Origin of the sequence: Sulfurospirillum halorespirans DSM 13726 (assembly GCF_001723605.1) — a bacterium.
In the GTDB taxonomy this organism is placed as follows: Bacteria; Campylobacterota; Campylobacteria; order Campylobacterales; family Sulfurospirillaceae; genus Sulfurospirillum; species Sulfurospirillum halorespirans.
In genome coordinates, this window is the sequence record NZ_CP017111.1 from 2,699,579 (window position 1) to 2,720,048 (window position 20,470).

The 20,470-nt window shown below is 42.7% G+C and carries 21 protein-coding genes; 14 read left to right on the plus strand and 7 right to left on the minus strand.

Annotation, left to right across the window (positions count from 1 at the left end; translation table 11 throughout):
• The first annotated feature begins 1 nt into the window (after nt 1).
• From SHALO_RS13495 to selB, 4 genes are read left to right on the plus strand one after another with little or no spacing between them, the layout of a single operon-like run.
• Nucleotides 2-1,633 (plus strand): sensor histidine kinase, encoded by a 1,632-nt coding sequence (locus SHALO_RS13495; protein ID WP_069478981.1) that lies wholly within the window; start codon nt 2-4, stop codon nt 1,631-1,633.
• Nucleotides 1,614-2,288 carry a response regulator gene (locus SHALO_RS13500; protein ID WP_025345972.1) on the plus strand — a complete coding sequence of 225 codons (675 nt, stop codon included), beginning with the start codon at nt 1,614-1,616 and terminating at the stop codon, nt 2,286-2,288. Before SHALO_RS13495 ends, SHALO_RS13500 begins: the two co-directional genes overlap by 20 nt.
• Nucleotides 2,285-3,622: an L-seryl-tRNA(Sec) selenium transferase gene (selA, locus tag SHALO_RS13505; protein WP_069478982.1), complete on the plus strand. Its 1,338-nt coding sequence runs from the start codon at nt 2,285-2,287 to the stop codon at nt 3,620-3,622. Before SHALO_RS13500 ends, selA begins: the two co-directional genes overlap by 4 nt.
• A complete protein-coding gene (selB, locus tag SHALO_RS13510; RefSeq protein ID WP_069478983.1) occupies nt 3,623-5,458 on the plus strand; it encodes a selenocysteine-specific translation elongation factor in 1,836 nt (611 codons plus the stop codon). It abuts the gene before it with no gap.
• A 41-nt stretch (nt 5,459-5,499) separates the two neighbouring features.
• Here the strand turns inward: selB and sdhE are convergent, their stop codons facing one another.
• From sdhE to SHALO_RS13530, 4 genes are all read right to left on the minus strand, one after another.
• Complete coding sequence (gene sdhE, locus SHALO_RS13515) at nt 5,500-6,354, minus strand: 8-methylmenaquinol:fumarate reductase membrane anchor subunit (RefSeq protein WP_069478984.1); 855 nt, start codon at nt 6,352-6,354, stop codon at nt 5,500-5,502.
• Between the two features lie 3 nt (nt 6,355-6,357).
• Entirely contained in the window at nt 6,358-7,317 is a 960-nt protein-coding gene (gene sdhB, locus SHALO_RS13520) for an 8-methylmenaquinol:fumarate reductase iron-sulfur subunit (protein ID WP_069478985.1), read from the minus strand.
• A complete protein-coding gene (gene sdhA / locus SHALO_RS13525; protein WP_069478986.1) occupies nt 7,317-9,161 on the minus strand; it encodes an 8-methylmenaquinol:fumarate reductase flavoprotein subunit in 1,845 nt (614 codons plus the stop codon). Before sdhA ends, sdhB begins: the two co-directional genes overlap by 1 nt.
• Before the next feature lie 513 nt (nt 9,162-9,674).
• Entirely contained in the window at nt 9,675-10,193 is a 519-nt protein-coding gene (locus SHALO_RS13530) for a hypothetical protein (protein ID WP_145923266.1), read from the minus strand.
• A 166-nt stretch (nt 10,194-10,359) separates the two neighbouring features.
• On the opposite strand from SHALO_RS13530, the gene SHALO_RS13535 reads away from it, so the two are divergent.
• From SHALO_RS13535 to SHALO_RS13555, 5 genes are all read left to right on the plus strand, one after another.
• Nucleotides 10,360-10,815, plus strand: a complete 456-nt coding sequence (locus SHALO_RS13535; protein ID WP_069478988.1) for a MarR family winged helix-turn-helix transcriptional regulator — start codon at nt 10,360-10,362, stop codon at nt 10,813-10,815.
• A gap of 41 nt (nt 10,816-10,856) precedes the next feature.
• Nucleotides 10,857-11,423, plus strand: a complete 567-nt coding sequence (locus tag SHALO_RS13540) for a YceI family protein (protein ID WP_069478989.1) — start codon at nt 10,857-10,859, stop codon at nt 11,421-11,423.
• Nucleotides 11,424-11,539: 116 nt separating this feature from the next.
• Nucleotides 11,540-12,247: a pirin family protein gene (locus SHALO_RS13545; RefSeq protein WP_069478990.1), complete on the plus strand. Its 708-nt coding sequence runs from the start codon at nt 11,540-11,542 to the stop codon at nt 12,245-12,247.
• Nucleotides 12,248-12,265: 18 nt separating this feature from the next.
• A complete protein-coding gene (locus SHALO_RS13550; protein ID WP_069478991.1) occupies nt 12,266-12,478 on the plus strand; it encodes a CDGSH iron-sulfur domain-containing protein in 213 nt (70 codons plus the stop codon).
• Nucleotides 12,479-12,561: 83 nt separating this feature from the next.
• Nucleotides 12,562-13,476, plus strand: a complete 915-nt coding sequence (locus SHALO_RS13555; RefSeq protein WP_069478992.1) for a DUF234 domain-containing protein — start codon at nt 12,562-12,564, stop codon at nt 13,474-13,476.
• A gap of 44 nt (nt 13,477-13,520) precedes the next feature.
• Here SHALO_RS13555 and SHALO_RS15230 read toward each other — a convergent pair whose 3' ends face one another.
• A complete protein-coding gene (locus SHALO_RS15230; RefSeq protein ID WP_202968804.1) occupies nt 13,521-14,480 on the minus strand; it encodes an HD domain-containing protein in 960 nt (319 codons plus the stop codon).
• Nucleotides 14,481-14,508: 28 nt separating this feature from the next.
• Nucleotides 14,509-14,715, minus strand: a complete 207-nt coding sequence (locus tag SHALO_RS13565) for a hypothetical protein (protein WP_025345982.1) — start codon at nt 14,713-14,715, stop codon at nt 14,509-14,511.
• A 94-nt stretch (nt 14,716-14,809) separates the two neighbouring features.
• Between SHALO_RS13565 and SHALO_RS13570 the strand changes: the two genes are divergently transcribed.
• The 5 genes from SHALO_RS13570 to SHALO_RS13590 all read left to right on the plus strand — a co-directional run bounded on the left by SHALO_RS13570 (nt 14,810) and on the right by SHALO_RS13590 (nt 19,292).
• The gene (locus SHALO_RS13570; protein WP_069478993.1) at nt 14,810-15,529 is read left to right on the plus strand and encodes a thioredoxin domain-containing protein; all 720 of its coding nucleotides are present in this window, start codon (nt 14,810-14,812) and stop codon (nt 15,527-15,529) included.
• Nucleotides 15,530-15,591: 62 nt separating this feature from the next.
• Complete coding sequence (locus SHALO_RS13575; RefSeq protein ID WP_069478994.1) at nt 15,592-16,728, plus strand: PAS domain-containing protein; 1,137 nt, start codon at nt 15,592-15,594, stop codon at nt 16,726-16,728.
• A gap of 38 nt (nt 16,729-16,766) precedes the next feature.
• Entirely contained in the window at nt 16,767-17,447 is a 681-nt protein-coding gene (locus SHALO_RS13580) for a response regulator transcription factor (RefSeq protein WP_069478995.1), read from the plus strand.
• Nucleotides 17,444-18,673 carry an ArsS family sensor histidine kinase gene (locus tag SHALO_RS13585; RefSeq protein WP_069478996.1) on the plus strand — a complete coding sequence of 410 codons (1,230 nt, stop codon included), beginning with the start codon at nt 17,444-17,446 and terminating at the stop codon, nt 18,671-18,673. The genes SHALO_RS13580 and SHALO_RS13585 overlap by 4 nt, the downstream gene beginning before the upstream one ends.
• Nucleotides 18,674-18,683: 10 nt before the next feature.
• Nucleotides 18,684-19,292: a DJ-1/PfpI family protein gene (locus SHALO_RS13590; protein ID WP_069478997.1), complete on the plus strand. Its 609-nt coding sequence runs from the start codon at nt 18,684-18,686 to the stop codon at nt 19,290-19,292.
• Here the strand turns inward: SHALO_RS13590 and SHALO_RS13595 are convergent.
• Nucleotides 19,289-20,359 carry a methyltransferase domain-containing protein gene (locus SHALO_RS13595; protein ID WP_069478998.1) on the minus strand — a complete coding sequence of 357 codons (1,071 nt, stop codon included), beginning with the start codon at nt 20,357-20,359 and terminating at the stop codon, nt 19,289-19,291. The two genes, SHALO_RS13590 and SHALO_RS13595, sit on opposite strands and share 4 nt — an antisense overlap.
• Nucleotides 20,360-20,470: the final 111 nt, after the last annotated feature.

Here is a 20,470-nt window from a genome sequence, read left to right on the forward strand (position 1 = left end):
GATGACGTTTGTAGAGTTTATTAACCAAAAACTAGAGACCATCAAGTTTTCCAATAAAACCAAAATTCTCATTTTTATCATCTTAAGTGGAACGATGACCATTGGTTTTTTGATGTTTGTCTCCATTTTTGCGCTTAAATACGACTACGAAACTCTGTTTCAAAAGCACACCCAACCCCAAGTCGATCTTGAAGAGATCAAAGACAATTACCGTGTCAATATCGCCGAAACGCTTCGAGACATCAAAGAGCGTCAAATCAGCAATGACGACGCCATCGAAGTGATCTATCTAGCACAACAGATCATCCACAAACAGTGGAACAGCTACCAATTTGCAACCAACCGCCAAATCGGAGGACTTCCTTATCTTGCGAGTCGTTGGTTGAGCCTCTTTTTAGTCATGCCTGACATTCCTGAAAAGACCATTTTTCAAAAAGGAATTGTGGATAAGATCAGCGTGAAAATGCAAAGCATTGATAGTAAAATCAACACGATGTTAGAACTCTTAAAATACTCCAAAACCGAGCAAGCGAGTTTTTTGATTGATGACATTATGCTCGAAGCGAACTCGCTGAACATTTATCTCTCAAGCCTCATTACCACGCATCTCAAGCAGGCAATTACCGAAAAACAGGTCAACGACAGCCTCTTTCAGACCAGTACGATCATGCTTATTCTGCTCATCGGTATGATCTTCTTTTTTATCACGATGGTGCTTTTTATTATCATTAACCATTTTAAAAATTTGCATAACTATCTTGAGGAAAATATTCTTATCAAGACCAAAGAGCTTCGCGATCTTAACGATTCGCTGGAACTTCGCATTAAACGAGAAGTCGAAAACAGTCGTAAAAAAGACAACATCATGTTCCAACAAGCCAGACTTGCGAGTTTGGGAGAGATGCTTCAAAACATCGCGCACCAATGGCGACAACCGCTGGGCTCACTGATGATGATTATTCAAAGTTTTGAGAGTAAGTTTTTAGCAGGCAAACTGGACGAACCCTTCATCGCTTCACGTGTCAAAGATGCCCAACTGCTCTCTTCCAATATGTCGGACACCTTGGAGGATTTTCGCACCTTCTTTAACCCCAACAAAAGCAAAAAAGCGTTTCGCATCAAAGAGGTGATCCAAAAAGCGGTTGACCTCTCCAAATACCAGTTGGAGCGCGAAGAGATCACGTTAGCACTTTTTATCAAAGATGACCTCGAAGTGTTTGGTTTTAAAAATGAGCTGATTCACGTGCTTCTCAATCTTATTGGCAATTCCAAGGATATTTTGGCGAGTAAGAGTGAGCAAATGGACAAGATTATTCACATCATCGCCAAGCAAAATGAAGAGCGCATTTTTATCAATGTCATCGACAATGGTGGCGGAATAAAAAGTGATATAATACCCAAAGTGTTTGACCCCTATTTTACGACCAAACACAAGAGTGTGGGCACAGGAATCGGGCTTTACATGTCCAAACAGATGGTGGAAAAACACATGCACGGAAAGATTACATGTAAGAATATTCGCCACAAATTAAGCACAAAATTTCTGTGGGCATGTACGATGTTTACGATAGAAATTCCAAAAAATTACATCAATACAAACGAGGGTGATGACGATGAACAAGCGCAATTTTGAGTTACTCGGAAGCTTTACGATTCTTTACATCGAAGATGAAGCGGATTTGCTGAAACACACCACATCTGTTTTAGAAGATTTTGTGAAAAAAATCTACCCCGTACAAACGATCGAAGAAGCTTTGGAGATCATCAAAACTGAAAAAATTGACGTCATTGTCGCGGACATTCACCTCAAATACAGCAATGGTTTAGATTTTTTACGAACCCTCAAACATGACTTAGAGATCGAACTTCCCTCCATCGTCACCACCGCATTTACCGACACAGAGTATCTGCTCGATGCGATAAAACTTCATGTGGATAACTACCTCATTAAGCCTGTCAACATCAAAGAGCTCTTAAACTCACTGCACGATGTATTGCTTCCAAAAATTCAAGCCAAAGAGATCGTGCGCTCGTATAACATCATCAAAACCATCTCCGCCGTGACCGATAGCAAGCAAGTCGAGATCATCCGTTTTATCATCAAAAATTTGGACAATGACAATATGCTCAACTACTCCTACAGCGAGATTATGGAGCAAGTGGATGTCAGCAAACCTACTGTTATCAAGCTGTTTAAACAACTTGGAGACCAAGGGATTTTGACAAAGATTCAAAACAAAAAATACCTTTTTGACGAGACCCAATTGCCGCTTCCGGAGAACGCATGAACGCTTTAAAAACGCTTCCCAAAGTTGACAAATGCCTTACACATACGCTTTTTGAAGGCTGTAATGCAACCTTAGTGATGAAAATCGCCAGAATAAAAATCGAAGCGCTGCGCCAAGCACTTCTCAACAAAGAGATCGAGAGTTTTGATGAAGAGGCGTTAATGCACGAGATCAAAAAAGCCTACGACGCGCTTTTTGAGCCTTCACTCAAACCCCTCATCAACGCCACAGGGGTCATTTTGCACACCAATATGGGCAGAAGTTTGATCTCCAAAACCTTGTTGGATCGCGCCAGTGATGTCATCTGCAACTACTCCAATTTGGAATATAACCTAGAACTAGGAAGCCGAGGCGAACGCTATGAGCATGTTAGCACGCATCTTAAAGAGCTTTTAGGTGTCGAAGATGTTTTGGTTGTCAACAACAACGCTTCCGCCGTTTTTTTGATCTTAAACACCTTTGCCAAAAACCAAGAAGTTGTGGTTTCCAGAGGTGAATTGGTTGAGATCGGTGGCAGTTTTCGCATTCCTGAAGTGATGAAACAAAGTGGCGCCATTTTGAACGAAGTCGGAGCGACCAATAAAACCAAAATCACCGACTACGAGAGTGCCATCAACGAAAACACCGCGATGCTGATGAAAGTGCATCAGTCCAACTTTAGCATCGAAGGGTTTAGCGAAGCCGTAGCGTATGAAGATCTCAAGCAGCTCGCCACCCAAAACAATCTTTTGGACTACTACGACCTTGGAAGCGGCTATGTGCCCAAACTGCCGTACAACCTTGGAAACCGCGAACATTCCCTTTCAGAAATTCTTACATGTAACCCTTCACTGATCAGTTTCAGTGGCGACAAACTCTTTGGAAGCGTGCAAGCAGGCATTATCGCAGGGTGCGCAGATTTAATCGCGAAGCTGAAAAAGAACCAACTTCTTCGTATGTTACGGGTCGATAAAATCACCCTGAGTCTTTTAGAAGAGAGCATTAAAGCCTATCTGGCAGAAGAGTACGAGCAAATTCCAACCCTTTGGCTGCTGTTTCGAAGCGTCGAAGAGCTTGCGCAAAGAGCGTTACATGTAAAAGAGTCTGTTGGCGAAAATGCGTGCGAAATTGTAGAGAGTGAAACCTATATGGGTGGCGGTACTTTGCCCAATCGTCGCTTTCCCACGATTGCTTTACATGTAAAAGGAAAAGCGATGGTTTTAGAGCGAAAATTCCGCGAAAATTATGTTATAGGACGCATTGAAAATGACCACTTTTTACTCGACTTTCGCACGATTCTTCCTAATGTGGAAGAAAAACTGAGTGAAATTATTAAACGCATTGTAGGGAATTAAATGGAGTATAGTATCGTTGGAACCGCAGGACACGTTGATCATGGTAAAACGGCTCTTATTACAGCACTCACAGGCTTTGAGGGAGACAGTTTAGAAGAGGAAAAACGCCGAGGCATTACCATCAACCTCAGTTTTTCGAGCATGCAAAATGAGGCAAAAAACGTCGCGTTTATCGACGTTCCAGGGCATGAAAAACTGTTAAAAAACATGATCTCAGGTGCCTTTGGATTTGATGCCAGCTTGGTGGTTGTCGATGCGAATGAGGGCATTATGCCACAAACCAAAGAGCATTTGGAGATCTTAAATCTTTTACATGTAAAGAACATTATCGTAGCCCTCACCAAAAAAGACCTTGCAACACCTGACGTCATCGAGCAGAGAACCTACGAAATCACCGAGTATCTTAAAACACTTCAAAACCTCCATTTGGTCGAGATTATTCCTGTCAGTATTTACGAGCCTTCCACGATTCAAACGCTCAAAAATGCCCTCTTTGCACTACCCGTAACGCCTAAAAAAAGCAACGGTCTTTTTCGCTACTACGTCGACCGCTCTTTCTCGATTGCAGGAGCGGGCACGGTTGTGACAGGAACCGTACTGGATGGCACTATCAAAGTCGGAGAAAAACTCTTTGCACCAGAGCTTGAAAAAGAGTTTGTTATCCGCAATCTTCAAGTGCATGATCATGACGTCGAAGCTGCGTTTTCGTCTCAGCGAACCGCGATCAACCTTCAAAATGCCCAAAAAACATCGTTTGAAAAAGGGGTATTGCTGTGCAAAAAAGGGTTTATTCGCGGTTTTGACTGCGCCGATGTCTGGATAGAGAGCATTGGTGGACATGTCCTGAAACACAACGCCAAAGTCATTTTATACGTCGGCACCAAGCAAGTTGAAGCGCGCATTTTGTTTTACGAAACCGAAGAGAGTCTTGAGCGAGGTTTTGCCAAACTACAGTTCAATCACAAGCTCTTTTTAGTCCACGATGAACCGTTCATTATCACAGCAAGCGGTCGCACCATTGGCGGTGGACGCGTACTTAATCCCATCAATGACCCGATGAAAAAAAAGGTGAAATTAGAGCTTCTTAAAGCACTGGACGCCAAGGATTTTAAAAGTGCTTTTACCCTTTTGGTGGAGATGCACAAACACGGTTTTGGGCTGATCTCCTCCAACCAACGCTTTGGATTGAACCATGAAGAAGCGATACTCATCGCTCATGAAATGAGTGACGTTTTTGTCGATGAAAAAGGCTTAGTCCTCTACCCGATTTCGATGAAAAACGAGTTGGAGCGCATCATTCAAGCCATTTACGCTAAAAATGCCTATGCCCTCCTCTCCGCCAATTCGCTCTCCCTCAAACTCAAATGGGCGAGCGTTGCGTTGGTGGAGAGTGTGCTACAAAAACTCTGCGATGAAGGCATGCTAGATTTGGTGAATGGCATCTACAAAAATGCGCAAATCGACATCGACAATATCGAAGCGCTTATCGAAGATAGACTCTATGCCATCTTACTGGGAGCAGAATTTACCCCAGACGCTCCGTACAACATCTACGATGAACTCGACATCGACCGCAAAATGGGTGATAACGCACTTAAAAACCTCACGCGCGCTAAAAAGATCGTCCGATTGGAGCACAACCTCTTTGTCACAACCCTTGCGCTCAGTGCCATGATGGCGCATCTACGAGAGATTATGCGCAAAGAAAATGGCGTTGACATCAAATCGTACAAAGAGCACTTCGACATCAGCCGAAAATACCTCGTTGCGTATCTTGACTATCTTGATAATTTTGATGATGTGAAAAAAGAGGAAAATAGAAGAGTTTTAGTGTAGAAACGACGCCTAAGCGCCGTTTCTAGTTGAGTTAACGAAGATTATGCAAGTTTGCTCGCATCAATCACGTTGTAATCAAGTCCTAATTTCTTAGCATCAATACCAAGCGCTAAACCTACCAATTGAGAAAGGTGAAGAACGGGTACACGTGCTTTTGATTTTGCAATACTTTGTGCATCATCTTGATAAATGTCTAATTGCATTTGGCAAAGAGGACATGGCGTTACTACACAGTCTGCTTTAGACGCAGCAGCACTGCTAACAATACCACTGGTCATTTTCATAACCGATTTCTCAGCAGGATAAACCGCGTGGAAACCACAACAATCCAAACGTTTTTCAAATGGAACAACCTCTGCTCCGAGTGCTTTCACAACGGTTTCAAAACTGGTAGGATTCACAGAACTCTCAAAGCCTAAATCTTTTTCAGGTCTGACACTATGGCAACCGTAAAAGACAGCGACTTTAAGATTTGAAAGTGGTTTTTTCACTTTCGCTTTAATCTCTTCAGCATTTTGAGCGAGTAACCAAAGAAGACTTGTCACTTCACTCGTCCCTTTGTAGTTCATCTTTCCTTCAGCAAGGAAGGTGTTGATACGCTCTTTTTGACCGTTATCCAGTTGTGTTTTAGCACGTGTGAGCATCAATAAACAGGTACTGCATGTTGTCAACATCGGTAGATTCATTTGCTCAGCAAGGGCAAGGTTACGTGCATTGGCAACCAACGTTGCTAATGGATCAACATCTTGTGCTTGAGAAGCACCACAACAACTCCATCCTTTAATCTCTTTAAGGGTAATTCCCAAAATTGGAGCGATGGCTTCAATAGCCATTTTAGCTTCAATCGCGGCTTGAGTAAGCACGCAACCAGGGAAAAAAGCGAATTCTTTTTGCATACGTTACTCCTTGTTAGCAGCTTGTGCTGCTTTAATCATTTTTACTAAGTCTTTATGACCTTCGATCGTATGACCACCAAATACCTCTAACGGATTCATTTTGCCTGCACTCATTAACGTAACGGCTGTTCCAGCACGCATAACAGTGCTAACACCTTCGGTTCTAAGCGCAAGTCGAATCTCATTAAGACGACCTGAGTCTTCAACTAAGTCGGTATAGAAAGACTTAGCATGTGCTGGGCCTACGCCACTGTTTAAACCTTTTCGCATTGCAAGAGCACGTAACCCTGCGATGTCATCGGCGGAGCTGATATGTTTGGGGCAACGATTTGCACACTCTTGGCAGTGAACACAGTTCCACAAACCATTGGTTACGGACGGTTTAACATGAATCATTGGGTCTTTTGAACGTGAATCATTCGCAGCACGCCACGCATGGGTAAAGACAAATGGTTCCATATAGTCTGTATGATCTGCTGTGAGTTTATTACACTCAGATGCACAACAACCGCAGAGGATACAATCCCATTGTTTAATAATGCGATCAAACTCTTCTTGATTTTGGCGACAACCCTCTTTTTCTGAGAATTCAGATTTTGCCACAAGTGCGGGTTTGATTTTGCGTAGGTTTTCCATCGCAGGTTCCCAATCAACGACAAGATCGGAAATCACTTTGAAGTTTGCCAAAGGAGCAATGCGGAAGGCATCGGTGTCGCCATACTCTTCAAAAAGTTCTGTCATCTTACTATCACAAGCAATATACGCATGTCCATTGACACGCACACCACAGGCGCCACAAATCGCACAACGACAAGATGCTGTAAAGTTGAGTGTTACATCTTGTGTCTGCTTAATTAAAAGCAATACACTTAATAAGGTTAATGCTTCAATATCTTTTTTTTCTACCGTATAGGTTTGCTCATAGCTTTTTTTGCCATCAAAGCGTTCAATGATAAATTTCATTAGTATTTCCTCTCCTCAACTTTAAACTGGGTGATTTCGACATCTCTCCAGCCCATTTGCAACTTACCGCTCTCATTCATCGTGACCATCGAGTGTTTTAGGAAGTTCGCATCATCGCGTTTCAAGAAGTCTTCTCTGGTATGTGCACCACGAGACTCTTTACGCTCGCTTGCAGCCAAACACGCCGCTTGAGATAAAAGCAACAAGTTACCCAGCTCAACATACTCCGTAAACGCGGTGTTATACACTGGATTTGGGTTTGGAATGCGTAACGCAGAATAGCGTGCTTGAAGCTCTTCTAAACCACTTGATAACGAGGTAAGTTTAGCTTGTGTACGGAAAATTCCCATATTGTCCCAGTTTTGAGCACCGAGTTCTTCGCGAATCGCATACATCGCTTTGGCATCGCCACTGCCACTGGTCACCTCTTTGAAACGGCTATTCCATTGGAGTGCGACATCATGAAGGCGTTTACCAGCACTGAAGTCTGCTTTACTGGCATACGCCGCTGCACCTTCGCCTGCAATTTTTCCTGTCACAACCGCGTCTGAGAGTGAGTTACCACCCAAACGGTTTGCACCATGAATCGAAACACATGAAGCTTCACCTGCGCTAAAGAGTCCAGGAATCGGTGTTGACATATCATCAAATTTCGCAACATCAATACCACCCATAGAGTAGTGCGCCGTTGGTCTGATAATCATCGGCTGATCGACAAGATCGATGTTCTCAAAAAGCTTGCCTACGTGACGAATTTGTGGTAAATCTTTAATAATTTTTTCACGTCCAAGATGTCTCACATCGAGTAAAACATACGCCTCAAGTCCTTGACCAAACGCACGTCCTTCACGGATTTCAGTCTCAATAGCACGCGCAACGATATCGCGAGGTCCTAACTCCATTTTGCTTGGAGCGTAACGTTTCATAAAACGCTCACCTTGGTTATTGAGCAAGTAACCACCTTCACCACGTGCTGCTTCAGTAATAAGTGTACCACCGTGAACAACACCGGTTGGATGGAACTGAACCATTTCTGGGTCTTTAAAGGCAACACCTGCACGAAGCGCTGCTGCAACACCATCACCTGTTGAGATGTAAGGAGTCGATGTACGATTCCAGAAAATGCGGGTATAACCACCCGTTGCTAAAATAACCGATTTTGCACGAACCGGAGCAATGACACCGGTACGAATGTTACGTAATACAGCACCTTCACAATGACCGTTGTCAACACCAATGTCAAGAAGTTCATGATCCATCAAAAATTTCACACCATTGCTGATGGCGTCATCCAAACAGGTGTGCGCCACAATATGGCCTGTTTTATCGGCAGAGAAGTTACAGCGCACTTTTGAAGCACCACCAAAAGGTCTCGCTTTGACTTTGCCCTCTTTAGTACGAGAAAAAGGCATCCCTAAATAATCTAATTCATTAATCGCTTCACCCGCGGCTTTACAGAATTTGATCGAAGAGTCTTGATCGACAAGAAAGTCACCACCTTTAACGGTATCGTAAGCGTGGAGTTCATACGAATCACCCTTACTAAAATCAACAACACCGTTGATACCACCCTCAGCCATCGTCGTTGCACTGCGTGAAGGCATTGTCTTGCTCACGACAACCACGCTAAGCTTTGGATTTTTTTTCATTGCAGCAACAGCAGCACGAAGCCCTGCGCCACCCGAACCAATAATCAAAATATCGCACGTTGGCATTTGCGTATCGGATGTTGCCGAAGATGTGGCAGCATACGCTTTTTCAACACCACCCGTACCAACCATTAATGCACCCATGGTAATACAAGCTGACTGCAGAAATTCTCTGCGGTTAAACTGTTCAGTCATAAAGATTTCCTCAGAATTAAATAGATGTCGTTAGAAAGATAGCTCCATACTCTTTTACATGTAACCTCTCTTTAAAAAGGTCATGCTTCAGAAATCTCACTTTTTCACTAACGTTAACGCGTTTGATAGCGTCACTCAATCCCCATAGAACAAGGCACACTTTGTAGTATGTCAAGCACTATGACCATCACCAAATAAGCTTTCACGAATGCAAACATTATTTTCACTTGAATTTTAACATCTAGCTTGGGATTAAAATGGGATTTTTCTTAAAATAATTCATTATATTTTTTTTATTATAAAGTTGTTTAAAGCCTGTGGGTAGGACTTTTGAGCGGAATAATGCCATCGAACAATTATAATGACAGTTTATAGACATAATTCACTATTTTGACATTTTATAGACATAACTTTAATAATGACAGCTTATATACATAAGTTTATTTTTAGTTTATGAGACTTCTTGCAAAACTCAATTTGCAAGAAGTTTATGGATGCCCTTTTGTGAGTAGGTTACTTCTCTAATGCTTTCATACATTGCTCGCATTTTTCTCTCTCCCATTTATGCTTCATCCCTTTGATATAGACAATTAAGATAAAGAAAAGTGCAGAAGTCACGCCAAGTACAAGCAAAAGTAACGTCTCAGATGGATCGGTCTCCAATAAGATAAGCTTTCGTACCAACACAACAAACGAGATCTCAAGAAAGGTCACCGCATAATCAAACCCATCTTGAATAAAAAGCGTTTTAACAATCGCCAAAACAATCAAGACAAACAAACCATCGGTCAAAATGATCTTAATCGAGTTAAAATCAAGTGCACCTTGTGAAATGGTAAAGGCGATCATCTTATAACCAAGGCTGATAAAACACTGCCCCAAGTAGACAATCATCATGCAGATAAAGATATAACGCGCGATATTAAGTAGTTTTAGTAGCGAATTTTCAACTTTAACTTCTAAAAATTGGTTGAAGGCGGAAACTTTACCTGCGATATTTTCACTGCCTTGTTCATTATTTTTTTCTTCCATAAACATCTCCTAACCATTTTACTCTGTAAAAGGCGGCGCCATTATAGTACAATTTATGAAAGAAATCGCCATTTTTAGGCTCTAAAATGACTTTTTTGTTTCATTTTCAAAAAAGACTTGACATTATTACTAATTAGTACTATAATTTCGGCAAAGGAAGGAAAAGATGAAACTGAGATCAAACGTTAAAAGTTATGGTGAACGCACCGATAGAAGTATGCAAGTCTGGATTCAAATCCTACGCGCATTTCAAAAAATCCGTGCCAAAGAGTTGAAATACATCAACGCATCAGGCCTTAGCATGAATCAATTTGAAATCTTAGAAGTCCTTTACCATCGTGGCGATTTACAAATAGGCGCGATCACAAAATTGATTGAGAGCACGCCTGGCAATGTCACCGTGGTTGTGAAAAATCTCGTCAGAGATGGGTTTATACAAACACTGCCCTGCTCTGAAGATAGCCGTGTGCGCATTGTAAGCATTACTGAGAGCGGACGTGAACTCATCGAGAGTATGTTCCCTCAGCATGCAAGCAATCTGCAAAGCTATTTTGAGGTGTTGAGCGATGAAGAGTTGATCGTGTTGTACGATCTGTTACGAAAATTGCAAAAAGCGCAATAATTTTTGCTCAAATATTACTAATTAGTAAAAAAGGAAACATCATGAAAATTAAAACATTACTCGCAACATCCCTGTTGGCAGGAACTGCCCTCTTTGCTGGAAACTACAACGTTGACCCAACACATTCAAGCGCAGACTTCAGCGTTAAACACGCGATGATCTCAACGGTTAAAGGAAATTTTGCAACATTTAGCGGTAATTTTGTATACGATGAAGCAACCAAAACGCTTAAATCTCTCAATGGAACGATTCAAGCCGCCACCATCGATACAGGCATTAAAGACAGAGACGATCATTTACGTTCTGCCGATCTTTTCGATGTTGCAAAGTATCCAACGATTACGTTTGTTCTTGATGAAATCAAAGGCGACAAAGCGTATGGCAAGCTAACGATGAAAGGTGTGACCAAACCCGTTGTATTAGCTTTTGAGAACGGTGGCGCGGCTACAGATCCATACGGCAACAAACGTGTAGGACTTGGACTGACTGGGAAAATCAATCGAACAGATTTTGGTATCTCATGGAATAAAGCCCTTGAAACCGGCGGCGTGATCGTAGGTGAAGAGGTTAAAATCGACGTAGCCTTAGAGGGAATTTTACAAAAATAAATTAAAGCACTCAAAGTGCGTGGACTCTCTGCCGAAGAGAACCTAGTGTTAACGTAGCTTGCAGAGCTTTGCTTTGCAAGCGTGTCAAAATAGTTTTACATGTAAAGGAGTCAATCATGTCATTTACACTTCATAAAGCCAACCAAAGAGGCATCGCAGAGCATGGTTGGCTTCATAGTCATTTTAGTTTTTCATTTGCCGAGTATTACAATCCTTCCCGCATGGGATTTGGTGCACTGCGTGTTATCAATGATGACATCGTAGAGGCAGGAGAGGGTTTTGGAATGCACCCGCATCGCGATATGGAGATCATCTCCATCGTGACCAAAGGAGTTTTGATTCACAAAGACTCGTTTGGCAATCACGGCGAAGTTCATGCCGGTGAAATTCAGTATATGAGTGCAGGAGAAGGGGTTTTACACTCTGAATTTGCCTCAAAAGAGGAGTCAGCTGCGCTGTTTCAAATCTGGATACACCCGAATCAAAAAGGTGGAAAACCACTCTATAACCAACGCGATTTTAGAGATGTCACCAAGAGCAATCAATGGGTAACACTCGTTTCACCCGATGGCAGAGACCATTCGATTGCAATCAAACAAGAGGCATTCATTTTGACCACCGAATTGGACGAGGGTAAAATAATTTCTTTAGCTCCCACACCTTCCAATCGTGGTAAACTCGTACTCGTTGTCGAAGGCGAAATAGAAATCGATGGTGTCACACTTGAAGAGCGAGATGAAGTACAGATCACCGAAGAAAAAGCCTATGAGATCAAAGCGTTGAAACCCTCTTGGGTTTTAGTATTTGATGTGCCAATGCACTAAACGTATAAAGGAAATACCATGTCACCTGTTAAAATGTCACTCGAAGCCAATAAAGAGTACCACTTCTGCACCTGTGGTAAAAGTGCTACGACTGTTTTATGCGATGGTAGCCATAAAGGTTCAGGTCTTGCTCCTAAAACATTTTTTGTTCCTGAGAGCAAAGAGTATTATCTTTGCGCCTGTAAAAAGAGCGCTAATGCTCCTTTTTGTGATGGAAGTCACGCAAAATAACCAAATGTCTTTACAGGAGTGAAAAGAGTTTCACTCCTGTTTTTCGTGTATAATGACGAAAAACAATCAAAGGCTCTTTTTCTATGTCACACCACCCTACTCTTTTAGCGCAATTCCGCTCATTTTACCTTCAAAACAAACTAAACGATCTTGAAGTTGCCATCGAATACTTCAGCGTTTTTGGAGGTACCAGTTGGAATGTCGATACCACCAAACCTCTTTTTGATCTGATCGCACATAAGATTTTAAAAAACTACACCTACATTCATGCCGACATCACCAAACTGACCTACAGCAATAAACAGAGCCATGCGCTTCTTTTTGCGTGTGCTACGGGTGATCGTCGGGTTTACTCTTCGTACAAAAAAGCGCGTTTGAGTCGAGAAGAGGGCAATGAAGCGCTCCATGCACTTTTGCGCAGTGAGATCATCGAGCTGGAATATTCATTGGAGCGCCCCGTACGCGAAGAAGATGACAACTCCGATAAACTAAACTTCATCAGCCCCTTTATGCGCTTTTGGTTTGCCTTTGTCTCCCCTTTTTACAAAACCATCAAAGAGAATGATTTTAGCGAAGTTGAAAAAGCGTTTACCAACCGTGAACAAGGCTTTAATGATCTTATTTTTGAAAAACTCTCTTGTGAATTATTGAAAAAAAGTTTGATCGAAGATCCGATTGTGGAGATAGGCAGTTATTGGGATAAAAACGCTGAGATCGACATTTTGGCAAAGACACAATCGGGCAAACTGATCGCAGGTGCGTGCAAATACACCAACACCAAAGTGAAAAAAACCGAGCTTTCTAAACTCAAAGAGCAGTGCGCCAAAGCTGAACTTGAGCCTGATATATTCGTGATTTTTAGTAAAAGTGGCTTTAGCTCGGAACTGAAAACATTGAAGGGTGATGATCTTAAACTCTTTACGCTAAAAAGTTTGAAACCGCTCGTCGAAGAAATTGGTGAAAAAGAGTTGATCCCGTGTGAGGGAAAGAAATACTAACACAATGAGGGAGAGAAATCTCCTTTTTTGATTCCACCATGCTTTTACATGTAAAGCTGATATGCCTCAATTTTTTCGCTTAATTTGGTAGCGAGAGAGTGATGCGCGTAGCCAAGTTCACTCAAAATCACCTTTGCTTCTTCCAAATATGCTCTTTTTTTTGCTTCATCCCACTGCTTTGGAGGATCCCCAAGATTCGTGATGCGATCGGCAAGTTTGACCATTGCCACACAGTTTTGACGCTTTTTGAGTCGCTCTAAACTATCGCGCATTTGCGTTTCTTTGGAGGGCAAATTTTTGTCTTTCGTGAGTGCCAAAACACCTTTAGCGATCACCTCTTTGTTGCCTGCGATGGGGCTCTCTTTGGTAATTTTAGTCGTTGTATCTTCATTGACATCGTGCAAAAGGGCGCACGCTATGGCGACATTAGCTTCATCGTAACTGAGGGGTTCACACGTCAAAGCGTTGATGACTTCAGCAGTGACACTTAAGAGGTGCATCGAGTAAGGCAAACCGTGTGGCGTCTTTTGTTCACCATGTGCCAACAGAGCGAAGGCGAGATTTTCTTTGAAACATTCGACGCTAAAAAGCTCTTTGGGTAAGCTTGCTTCTACATGAGGTAGTTTGGGAAGACTTGGTGCGCGCTCTTTTTCGATGGTGGCATAAGACTCGCCATCACTAAAATAAAGAAGATAACTGGCTTTTTCGCAAACCAGTTCAAGCTCTTCGTAGCACTCCCAGCCGTTATCGCTTCCATAAAGGTTTACATGTAAAATCTTTTGAAGCTCAAAACGATGGTGCTCCTTTACAGGAGGAAGTGGGATCGAATCAAACTCAAAACACTCCACATAGCCCATCGCACCGCCTGCGACATGAAAATTGATCGTCAGACTTCGCTGTTTGCCCTCTTTGAGGTACACAATTTCTATAAGATTATGAAGCGTGTAAAGTGCTACGACGTCACAGCCCTCAATATCGTTTAAATACGCCCATTTTTCACGCATGATTGACCTTTACATGTAAAGAGGATAACTACTTTTTACACAGCTCATCAAACCACTTCTCATTCTCCGCCGAACGGTTCGCTTTGGAGCGTAAAAGTGCGTCGCGCATCGAAACCAAATCGTCCAATTCCAAGAACTCTAACATCGAAAATGAAGAAATGGGAGCATTTGGATCAGATTCTATGAGCAGTTCTATCTCGTGTATAAGTGCCATTTTATCGGCATTCTCTAGCATTCATTGACCTTTGATTAACAAACTATGATTGGTTTTATTGTATAATACCTTACATTTCATGCAGATTAGTTTCTGCAACTTATAAGGAAAATGAATGAAAAAATATCTTTTAACGCTTGTTGCACTTTTCTCAACCACTCTTTTTGCAGCAACCGACGCACAAATTGTTGAACACTTTAAATCAACCGTGCAAGTCCCCAACATTACCATTGAAATTGTCTCTCGCAAAGCCGTTGAAGGCATTGATGGTATGGATTTCGTGACCCTGAGTCTTAGCGATGGAACACGTTCACAAAAACTGAGCATCTTCACCAAAGATGACCTCATCTTCCCTGATGTAATTAGCATCAAACAAGGTGGAAGCATCAAAGAGATGATGGAGATGGCAGAGCTTCAGAAAAAACTCTCAGCGATCTACAAAAAAGAAGAGAAGAAAAATGTGATCTCTTTGGGTAATGACCCTAAAAAAGAGACCTTAGTTGTCTTCACTGATCCTGAATGTCCTTACTGTAGACAAGAGCTTGCCCAAATCGAGCAACGCCTTACCACCAACAATCTTAAGTTGATTTTCACACCGGTTCATGAGCGAAGTTCCCTTGAAAAATCGGTGATCATTTACAACGAAACATCCAAAGTCAAAACCGATGCAGATAAGATCAAAATCTTGAAAAAATACTACGATGAAAACGTCAAATATGAGCAAAAAATCAGCGATGCTGATGTCGCGCATATTGATGCACTTAAACTCAAATACTTTGGTGCTGGCATCAAAGGAGTACCGTTTATCGTGAAAGAAAAAGAGCTTTTAAAGTAACGCTCTTTGCCTTTGTATCCCGCTCTTAAGGGCGGGATAAACTCCACTTCAAAGAGGTTGGTATGTTGCAGATCGTCCTTTTTGCCACCATTGCCGCTTTAGTTTTCATTATTCTCTACCTTTACGCAAGCCTTCAAAAACTCCAGAGTGAACCTCGCTCGTCGCACCAAACGCTCTTAGACAGTGAAACGATTCTTCAAGCACTCCCTCTTCCGCTTTGTTACAAAATAAATGCCAAATGGGTTACCAATAAAGCCTTTACGCATGCGTTTGGAACGATGAGCAAAGAGACGGCAGAGCTTTTAAACACGCTTCCAAGAAGTGGCGAACATACCCACAAAATGCTGTTTGATAACGACATTACCAAACAAACACTGATCTACACGGCACCGCTTTTAGGCTCATCCACTGATTTTGTCGCCATCATTGTTGACATTGCACATCTGCATAAAAGCAAAGCCTTGTTGATGCAGCAAAAAGAGCGTTTAGAGCTCGCCCTTGAGGGAAGTGATGAGGCATTGTGGGACTGGGATATGAAAAATGAGATCATCTTCTACTCCTCAAAATGGAAACACTTGATGGGCTATGAAGCCAAAGATCACCCCTCAACTCTCTCGTCATGGCTCAATTTAGTTCACTCTAAAGATATGGCGCTCGTGAATGAACGCTTAAAAGCGCATCTGGATGGCAAAAGCGATCTGTTTGTGGTCGATCATCGCGTGCGCGGAAGCGATCCTTTGCGCTGGGTCAATGTACGAGGCAAAGTGATTGTGGGCAAAAATGAGCAACCTATTCGCATGGTTGGCACGATTCGAGACATCAGCAACCGTAAAAGCGAAGAGGTGCTAGAACACGCGGAACATGAACGCTTTATCGCTTTTGTGGAGCATATTCCCGCACTTTGTTTTATTAAAAATGCGCAAGGGCATTATCTGTACATGAATCAAGCCTATCAAAAATTCTTGGGCTTTAAAACATGGAAAAACAAAACAGCGATGAGCCTTTTTAATGAAAGAACAGCGGCAGATATTGCTGAAACCGATCGTTTGAGCCTTTATGAAGGCGTCCTTGAGCACGATATTACACTCCCCACAGCAGAAGGATTTAACACCCATTTTCATCTGTATCAATTTGTCATTGATGAAGAAAATGAAAAATTATTGTGTGGATTTTGCATTAACAAACCGTTCAAAGAGTAGGGGTATGATTGTTTAAGACAAATTTTCAGGATAAAACCATGCAACCGAACCTCATAATGATCGAGGATGATGTCGAACTTGCCGAAATCTTATGCAATTTTTTAAAACGCTATAACATCACCGTCACCAACTACGACGACCCCTATCTTGGCATCAGTGCGCTAAGCCTTATCAAATACGACCTGCTCATTTTAGACCTCTCTTTGCCTGGTATGGACGGGCTGGAGATATGCAAAGAGGTACGCGCCAAAAGCGATATTCCCATTATCATCTCCTCCGCACGAAGCGATTTGGAAGATAAAATCGTAGGCTTGGAACTCGGAGCAGACGACTACTTGCCAAAACCTTATGAGCCTAAAGAGCTTTACGCGCGCATCATCAGTGTGCTCAGACGCTACAAAAAAAGCAACTCGGTGAGCGAAGAGGTCAGTCATTCAACGCTGATTCTCAAAGAAGAGAGCCACACCATCTTCTTTCAAGGTACACCGCTCACACTCACCCCAGCCGAATACGACGTGTTAACCCATCTCATCAAAAAAAACAACTGCGTGGTCTCGCGAACGGAGCTTCTTAACAGCGCGCTGAGTCTCAATGAAGAGAATGAAAGCCGAAGCCTTGATGTGCTTATCAGCCGTATTCGCACCAAATTAGGCGAGAGTTCTAAAGAGCCAAAACTCATTCATTCGGTCAGAGGCATCGGGTACAGGCTCCAAGCATGAGGTGGTACCACTCCATTATCACGCGTATTTCGCTCATTTTCGCTCTCTCGTTGTTTGGCATTACCGCGATTTTCTTTTCTATCGCGCAATATGAAACGAGCAGAGAGCTTCAAACGATGTTTGACTACTCGCAAATTGCTCTGCGCTCTTCGTTTGATCGTGCCACAAAAACGATCGACTTTGACAAAATGGAAGATATTGGGTTTAAACTCATTACCGATGAAGCGCTTAAACAAAAAATTCTCGAACGCCCTCGTCCTCTCAAACCGTTTCCGATGAAACGTATGGAAGAGCGGTTTCACTTTATGATTGATGCCGTACCCTACCGCATGCACATTTACACCATTTTAGTGGCACGCGACGCACCCCCTATCGTCTTTGAAACCCCTTTAAAAAAAGAGATGATGCCCCGTCTCATTTTGCCCCTTATCAGCCTTGCGTTTGTCATCTTTTTGTACATTGGCATTATTCGAAGTATTCTGCCTCTTAAAACACTCAGAGAGAAGATCAAACATTTTGCCAACGGGGATTATGACATTACATGTAAAAGCAGTAAAAAAGATGAAATCGCCGCCCTTGCCAATGAATTTGACAGTGCCGTTTTTAAAATCAAATCGCTTCGAGACTCCAGACAGCTCTTTTTGCGCAACATCATGCACGAGCTCAAAACGCCCATTACCAAGGGAAAACTCGCCGCTGAAATGATCGAAGATGCCGCATATGCGAGGATCTTGCAAAACGTTTTCAACCGCCAAGAAGCACTTTTGGAAGAGTTCTCGCGCATTGAAAAGCTGAGTGCCGATGAGCTGAAATTGGAGATCAATCGTTATCATATTGAAGACGTGGTGGATTTTGCCCTTGACATCTTAGATGACAAACGAGAAAGCATTACATGTAAACTGGTACCGATGGAACTAGAGGTGGACTTTGAGCTGTTTGGCGTGGCGCTGAAAAACCTTTTGGACAATGGCATCAACTACTCTGACGACCACCACGTCAGCCTTCGCAATGATCTTAAAACCATCACCATTTCCAACCACGCCCCCGCGTTGGAGTTTCCCATTGAGCGCTACTCTGAGCCCTATTTTCTAGAGGGCAAAAAACAAAAAAGCTCGCGCGGTCTTGGCTTTGGACTCTTTATCACATGGCACGTGATTCGTCTACACGGTATGCGACTCGACTACAAACACGAAGCAGGTATGAACTGTTTTACGATTTACATGTAAAGGAAAATTTATGGCATATTCGGTGGGGATTTATATTTTTGACAATGTGGAAGTGCTTGATTTTGCAGGCCCATATGAAGTTTTTACAACCGCGTCACGCGTCTTTAACAAAACCGCTTCATCCCTCGCCCATCCTCCCTTTGAGGTCTTTACCATTGGCAAAACGAAACAGTCCATTTACGCCAGAGCAGGGCTCAAACTGCATCCTGATTATTCGATGACGACGCATCCCTCACTTGATCTTTTGATCATTCCTGGTGGCGTGGTCACCAAAGAACTGGAAGATGACGATGTGATCGCGTGGATCAAAAGTACCGCATCTTCCACTCCCATCACCGCATCCATCTGCACGGGTGCCTTTTTGCTCGCAAAAGCAGGACTCTTAGAAGGAAAAGCTTCAACAACCCATTGGGAAGACATTGACGAACTGCACGCCCTATTTCCAAGCTTACATGTAAAAGAAAACATGCGCTGGGTCGATGAAGGTTCCATCGTCACCTCCGCAGGCATTTCGGCTGGCATTGACATGAGTTTACACCTTGTTGAGCGCCTTATGGGGAAAGAGTTAGCCGTTAATACCGCTAGACAGATGGAGTTTGACTGGACGCAAAACGGTTAGGCTTTTTGAATCTGAATAATGCTCTGACAAACGCCTAAATGGTCGATGATCGTTTCGACCTTTAGTCCTGCCATTTCGATCAGTTTGATAAAATCTTTGGAGTGGTACATCTTACTGCAACCGTTTGCAATCGCGGTAAAATAAGGCGAGGTGTTGATGATGCAAAATGCCGATGTTTCAAAGCGTTGCCTGTCCCAAAAGGGTTCCATGATGCAGAGTTTTGTCTGCTCATCCATCGCCTCTTTGGCTTTGCTCAAAATGGAGACGATGTCCTCTTCGCTAAAACAGTCTAAAAATTGACTCATCCAGATGATGTCAAACCCTTTTGGGAAAACATGCATTGGCGCTAAAACATTGGCAGGCAGAAGAGCAATCTGTTCACTCAACCCCTCTTTTTCGATGTTTTCGCGCGCCAATGTGAGTTGCTCTGGCAAATCCATAATGCTTACATGTAAAGCTTTATCGCGCTTTGCGATGAGCATTGAAAACTTGCCCGTATTGCCTCCCACATCGAGAATTTTGGTTGGATTGAGACTCAAAAGGTGTTCCACTGCTTCAGGAAATGCGCTGTCCGAATAGAAATGATCAAACGTAAACCAACTCTGTTTCGCCTTTTCAGGCAAGATGGAGAGTGCGGGGTAGATGGTCTCCCACTCGCCAAAGACTTTAAGCCCTGTCGGCTTGCCACTTTTGATCGCCTCATCAAGCGAAAAAAGCCCTTGGTAGTTGACGTGATGGTTGTAGTTCATATTGGCGATGGTCATCGGATCGTTCAGTAAAAAGTAGCCCGTTTTCGTGATGAAATACAGCTCGCCTTTTTGCTTTACGATGTCCGCACTGAGACTCGTTTCAATGAGTGTCGTTATGCCATACTCGCTTAGATTGGTCTCTTTTGCCAACGCTTCGATGCTCAGACCTTCTTTATGCTCATAGAGCGCCTTTAGGACGCCTAGATCGCGCATAGAGCGTGCGACTTGAAAAATTATCGGCGCGAAAGCGATGCGTTGGGCATTGTACTGAGCCTCTAGGGCAGAGACACTGTCGTTATCGTTAAAAAAAGGATTCATCCAAATATTCCTTATTTTCTAAAAAAGTAAACAAAACCTTAACAGAAAGAGCAATTTTAAGCTCTTATTTTAGCTAGATTTATATAATACACCTGTTTATTTAAGAACTTT

What these genes read in the sequence shown, in the direction of transcription:
- SHALO_RS13495 (WP_069478981.1), top strand. Translation starts at nt 2, where the DNA reads ATGACGTTTGTAGAGTTTATTAACCAAAAACTAGAGACCATCAAGTTT.
- SHALO_RS13500 (WP_025345972.1), top strand. Translation starts at nt 1,614, where the DNA reads ATGAACAAGCGCAATTTTGAGTTACTCGGAAGCTTTACGATTCTTTAC.
- selA (WP_069478982.1), top strand. Translation starts at nt 2,285, where the DNA reads ATGAACGCTTTAAAAACGCTTCCCAAAGTTGACAAATGCCTTACACAT.
- selB (WP_069478983.1), top strand. Translation starts at nt 3,623, where the DNA reads ATGGAGTATAGTATCGTTGGAACCGCAGGACACGTTGATCATGGTAAA.
- sdhE (WP_069478984.1), bottom strand. Translation starts at nt 6,354, where the DNA reads ATGCAAAAAGAATTCGCTTTTTTCCCTGGTTGCGTGCTTACTCAAGCC.
- sdhB (WP_069478985.1), bottom strand. Translation starts at nt 7,317, where the DNA reads ATGAAATTTATCATTGAACGCTTTGATGGCAAAAAAAGCTATGAGCAA.
- sdhA (WP_069478986.1), bottom strand. Translation starts at nt 9,161, where the DNA reads ATGACTGAACAGTTTAACCGCAGAGAATTTCTGCAGTCAGCTTGTATT.
- SHALO_RS13530 (WP_145923266.1), bottom strand. Translation starts at nt 10,193, where the DNA reads ATGGAAGAAAAAAATAATGAACAAGGCAGTGAAAATATCGCAGGTAAA.
- SHALO_RS13535 (WP_069478988.1), top strand. Translation starts at nt 10,360, where the DNA reads ATGAAACTGAGATCAAACGTTAAAAGTTATGGTGAACGCACCGATAGA.
- SHALO_RS13540 (WP_069478989.1), top strand. Translation starts at nt 10,857, where the DNA reads ATGAAAATTAAAACATTACTCGCAACATCCCTGTTGGCAGGAACTGCC.
- SHALO_RS13545 (WP_069478990.1), top strand. Translation starts at nt 11,540, where the DNA reads ATGTCATTTACACTTCATAAAGCCAACCAAAGAGGCATCGCAGAGCAT.
- SHALO_RS13550 (WP_069478991.1), top strand. Translation starts at nt 12,266, where the DNA reads ATGTCACCTGTTAAAATGTCACTCGAAGCCAATAAAGAGTACCACTTC.
- SHALO_RS13555 (WP_069478992.1), top strand. Translation starts at nt 12,562, where the DNA reads ATGTCACACCACCCTACTCTTTTAGCGCAATTCCGCTCATTTTACCTT.
- SHALO_RS15230 (WP_202968804.1), bottom strand. Translation starts at nt 14,480, where the DNA reads ATGCGTGAAAAATGGGCGTATTTAAACGATATTGAGGGCTGTGACGTC.
- SHALO_RS13565 (WP_025345982.1), bottom strand. Translation starts at nt 14,715, where the DNA reads ATGCTAGAGAATGCCGATAAAATGGCACTTATACACGAGATAGAACTG.
- SHALO_RS13570 (WP_069478993.1), top strand. Translation starts at nt 14,810, where the DNA reads ATGAAAAAATATCTTTTAACGCTTGTTGCACTTTTCTCAACCACTCTT.
- SHALO_RS13575 (WP_069478994.1), top strand. Translation starts at nt 15,592, where the DNA reads ATGTTGCAGATCGTCCTTTTTGCCACCATTGCCGCTTTAGTTTTCATT.
- SHALO_RS13580 (WP_069478995.1), top strand. Translation starts at nt 16,767, where the DNA reads ATGCAACCGAACCTCATAATGATCGAGGATGATGTCGAACTTGCCGAA.
- SHALO_RS13585 (WP_069478996.1), top strand. Translation starts at nt 17,444, where the DNA reads ATGAGGTGGTACCACTCCATTATCACGCGTATTTCGCTCATTTTCGCT.
- SHALO_RS13590 (WP_069478997.1), top strand. Translation starts at nt 18,684, where the DNA reads ATGGCATATTCGGTGGGGATTTATATTTTTGACAATGTGGAAGTGCTT.
- SHALO_RS13595 (WP_069478998.1), bottom strand. Translation starts at nt 20,359, where the DNA reads ATGAATCCTTTTTTTAACGATAACGACAGTGTCTCTGCCCTAGAGGCT.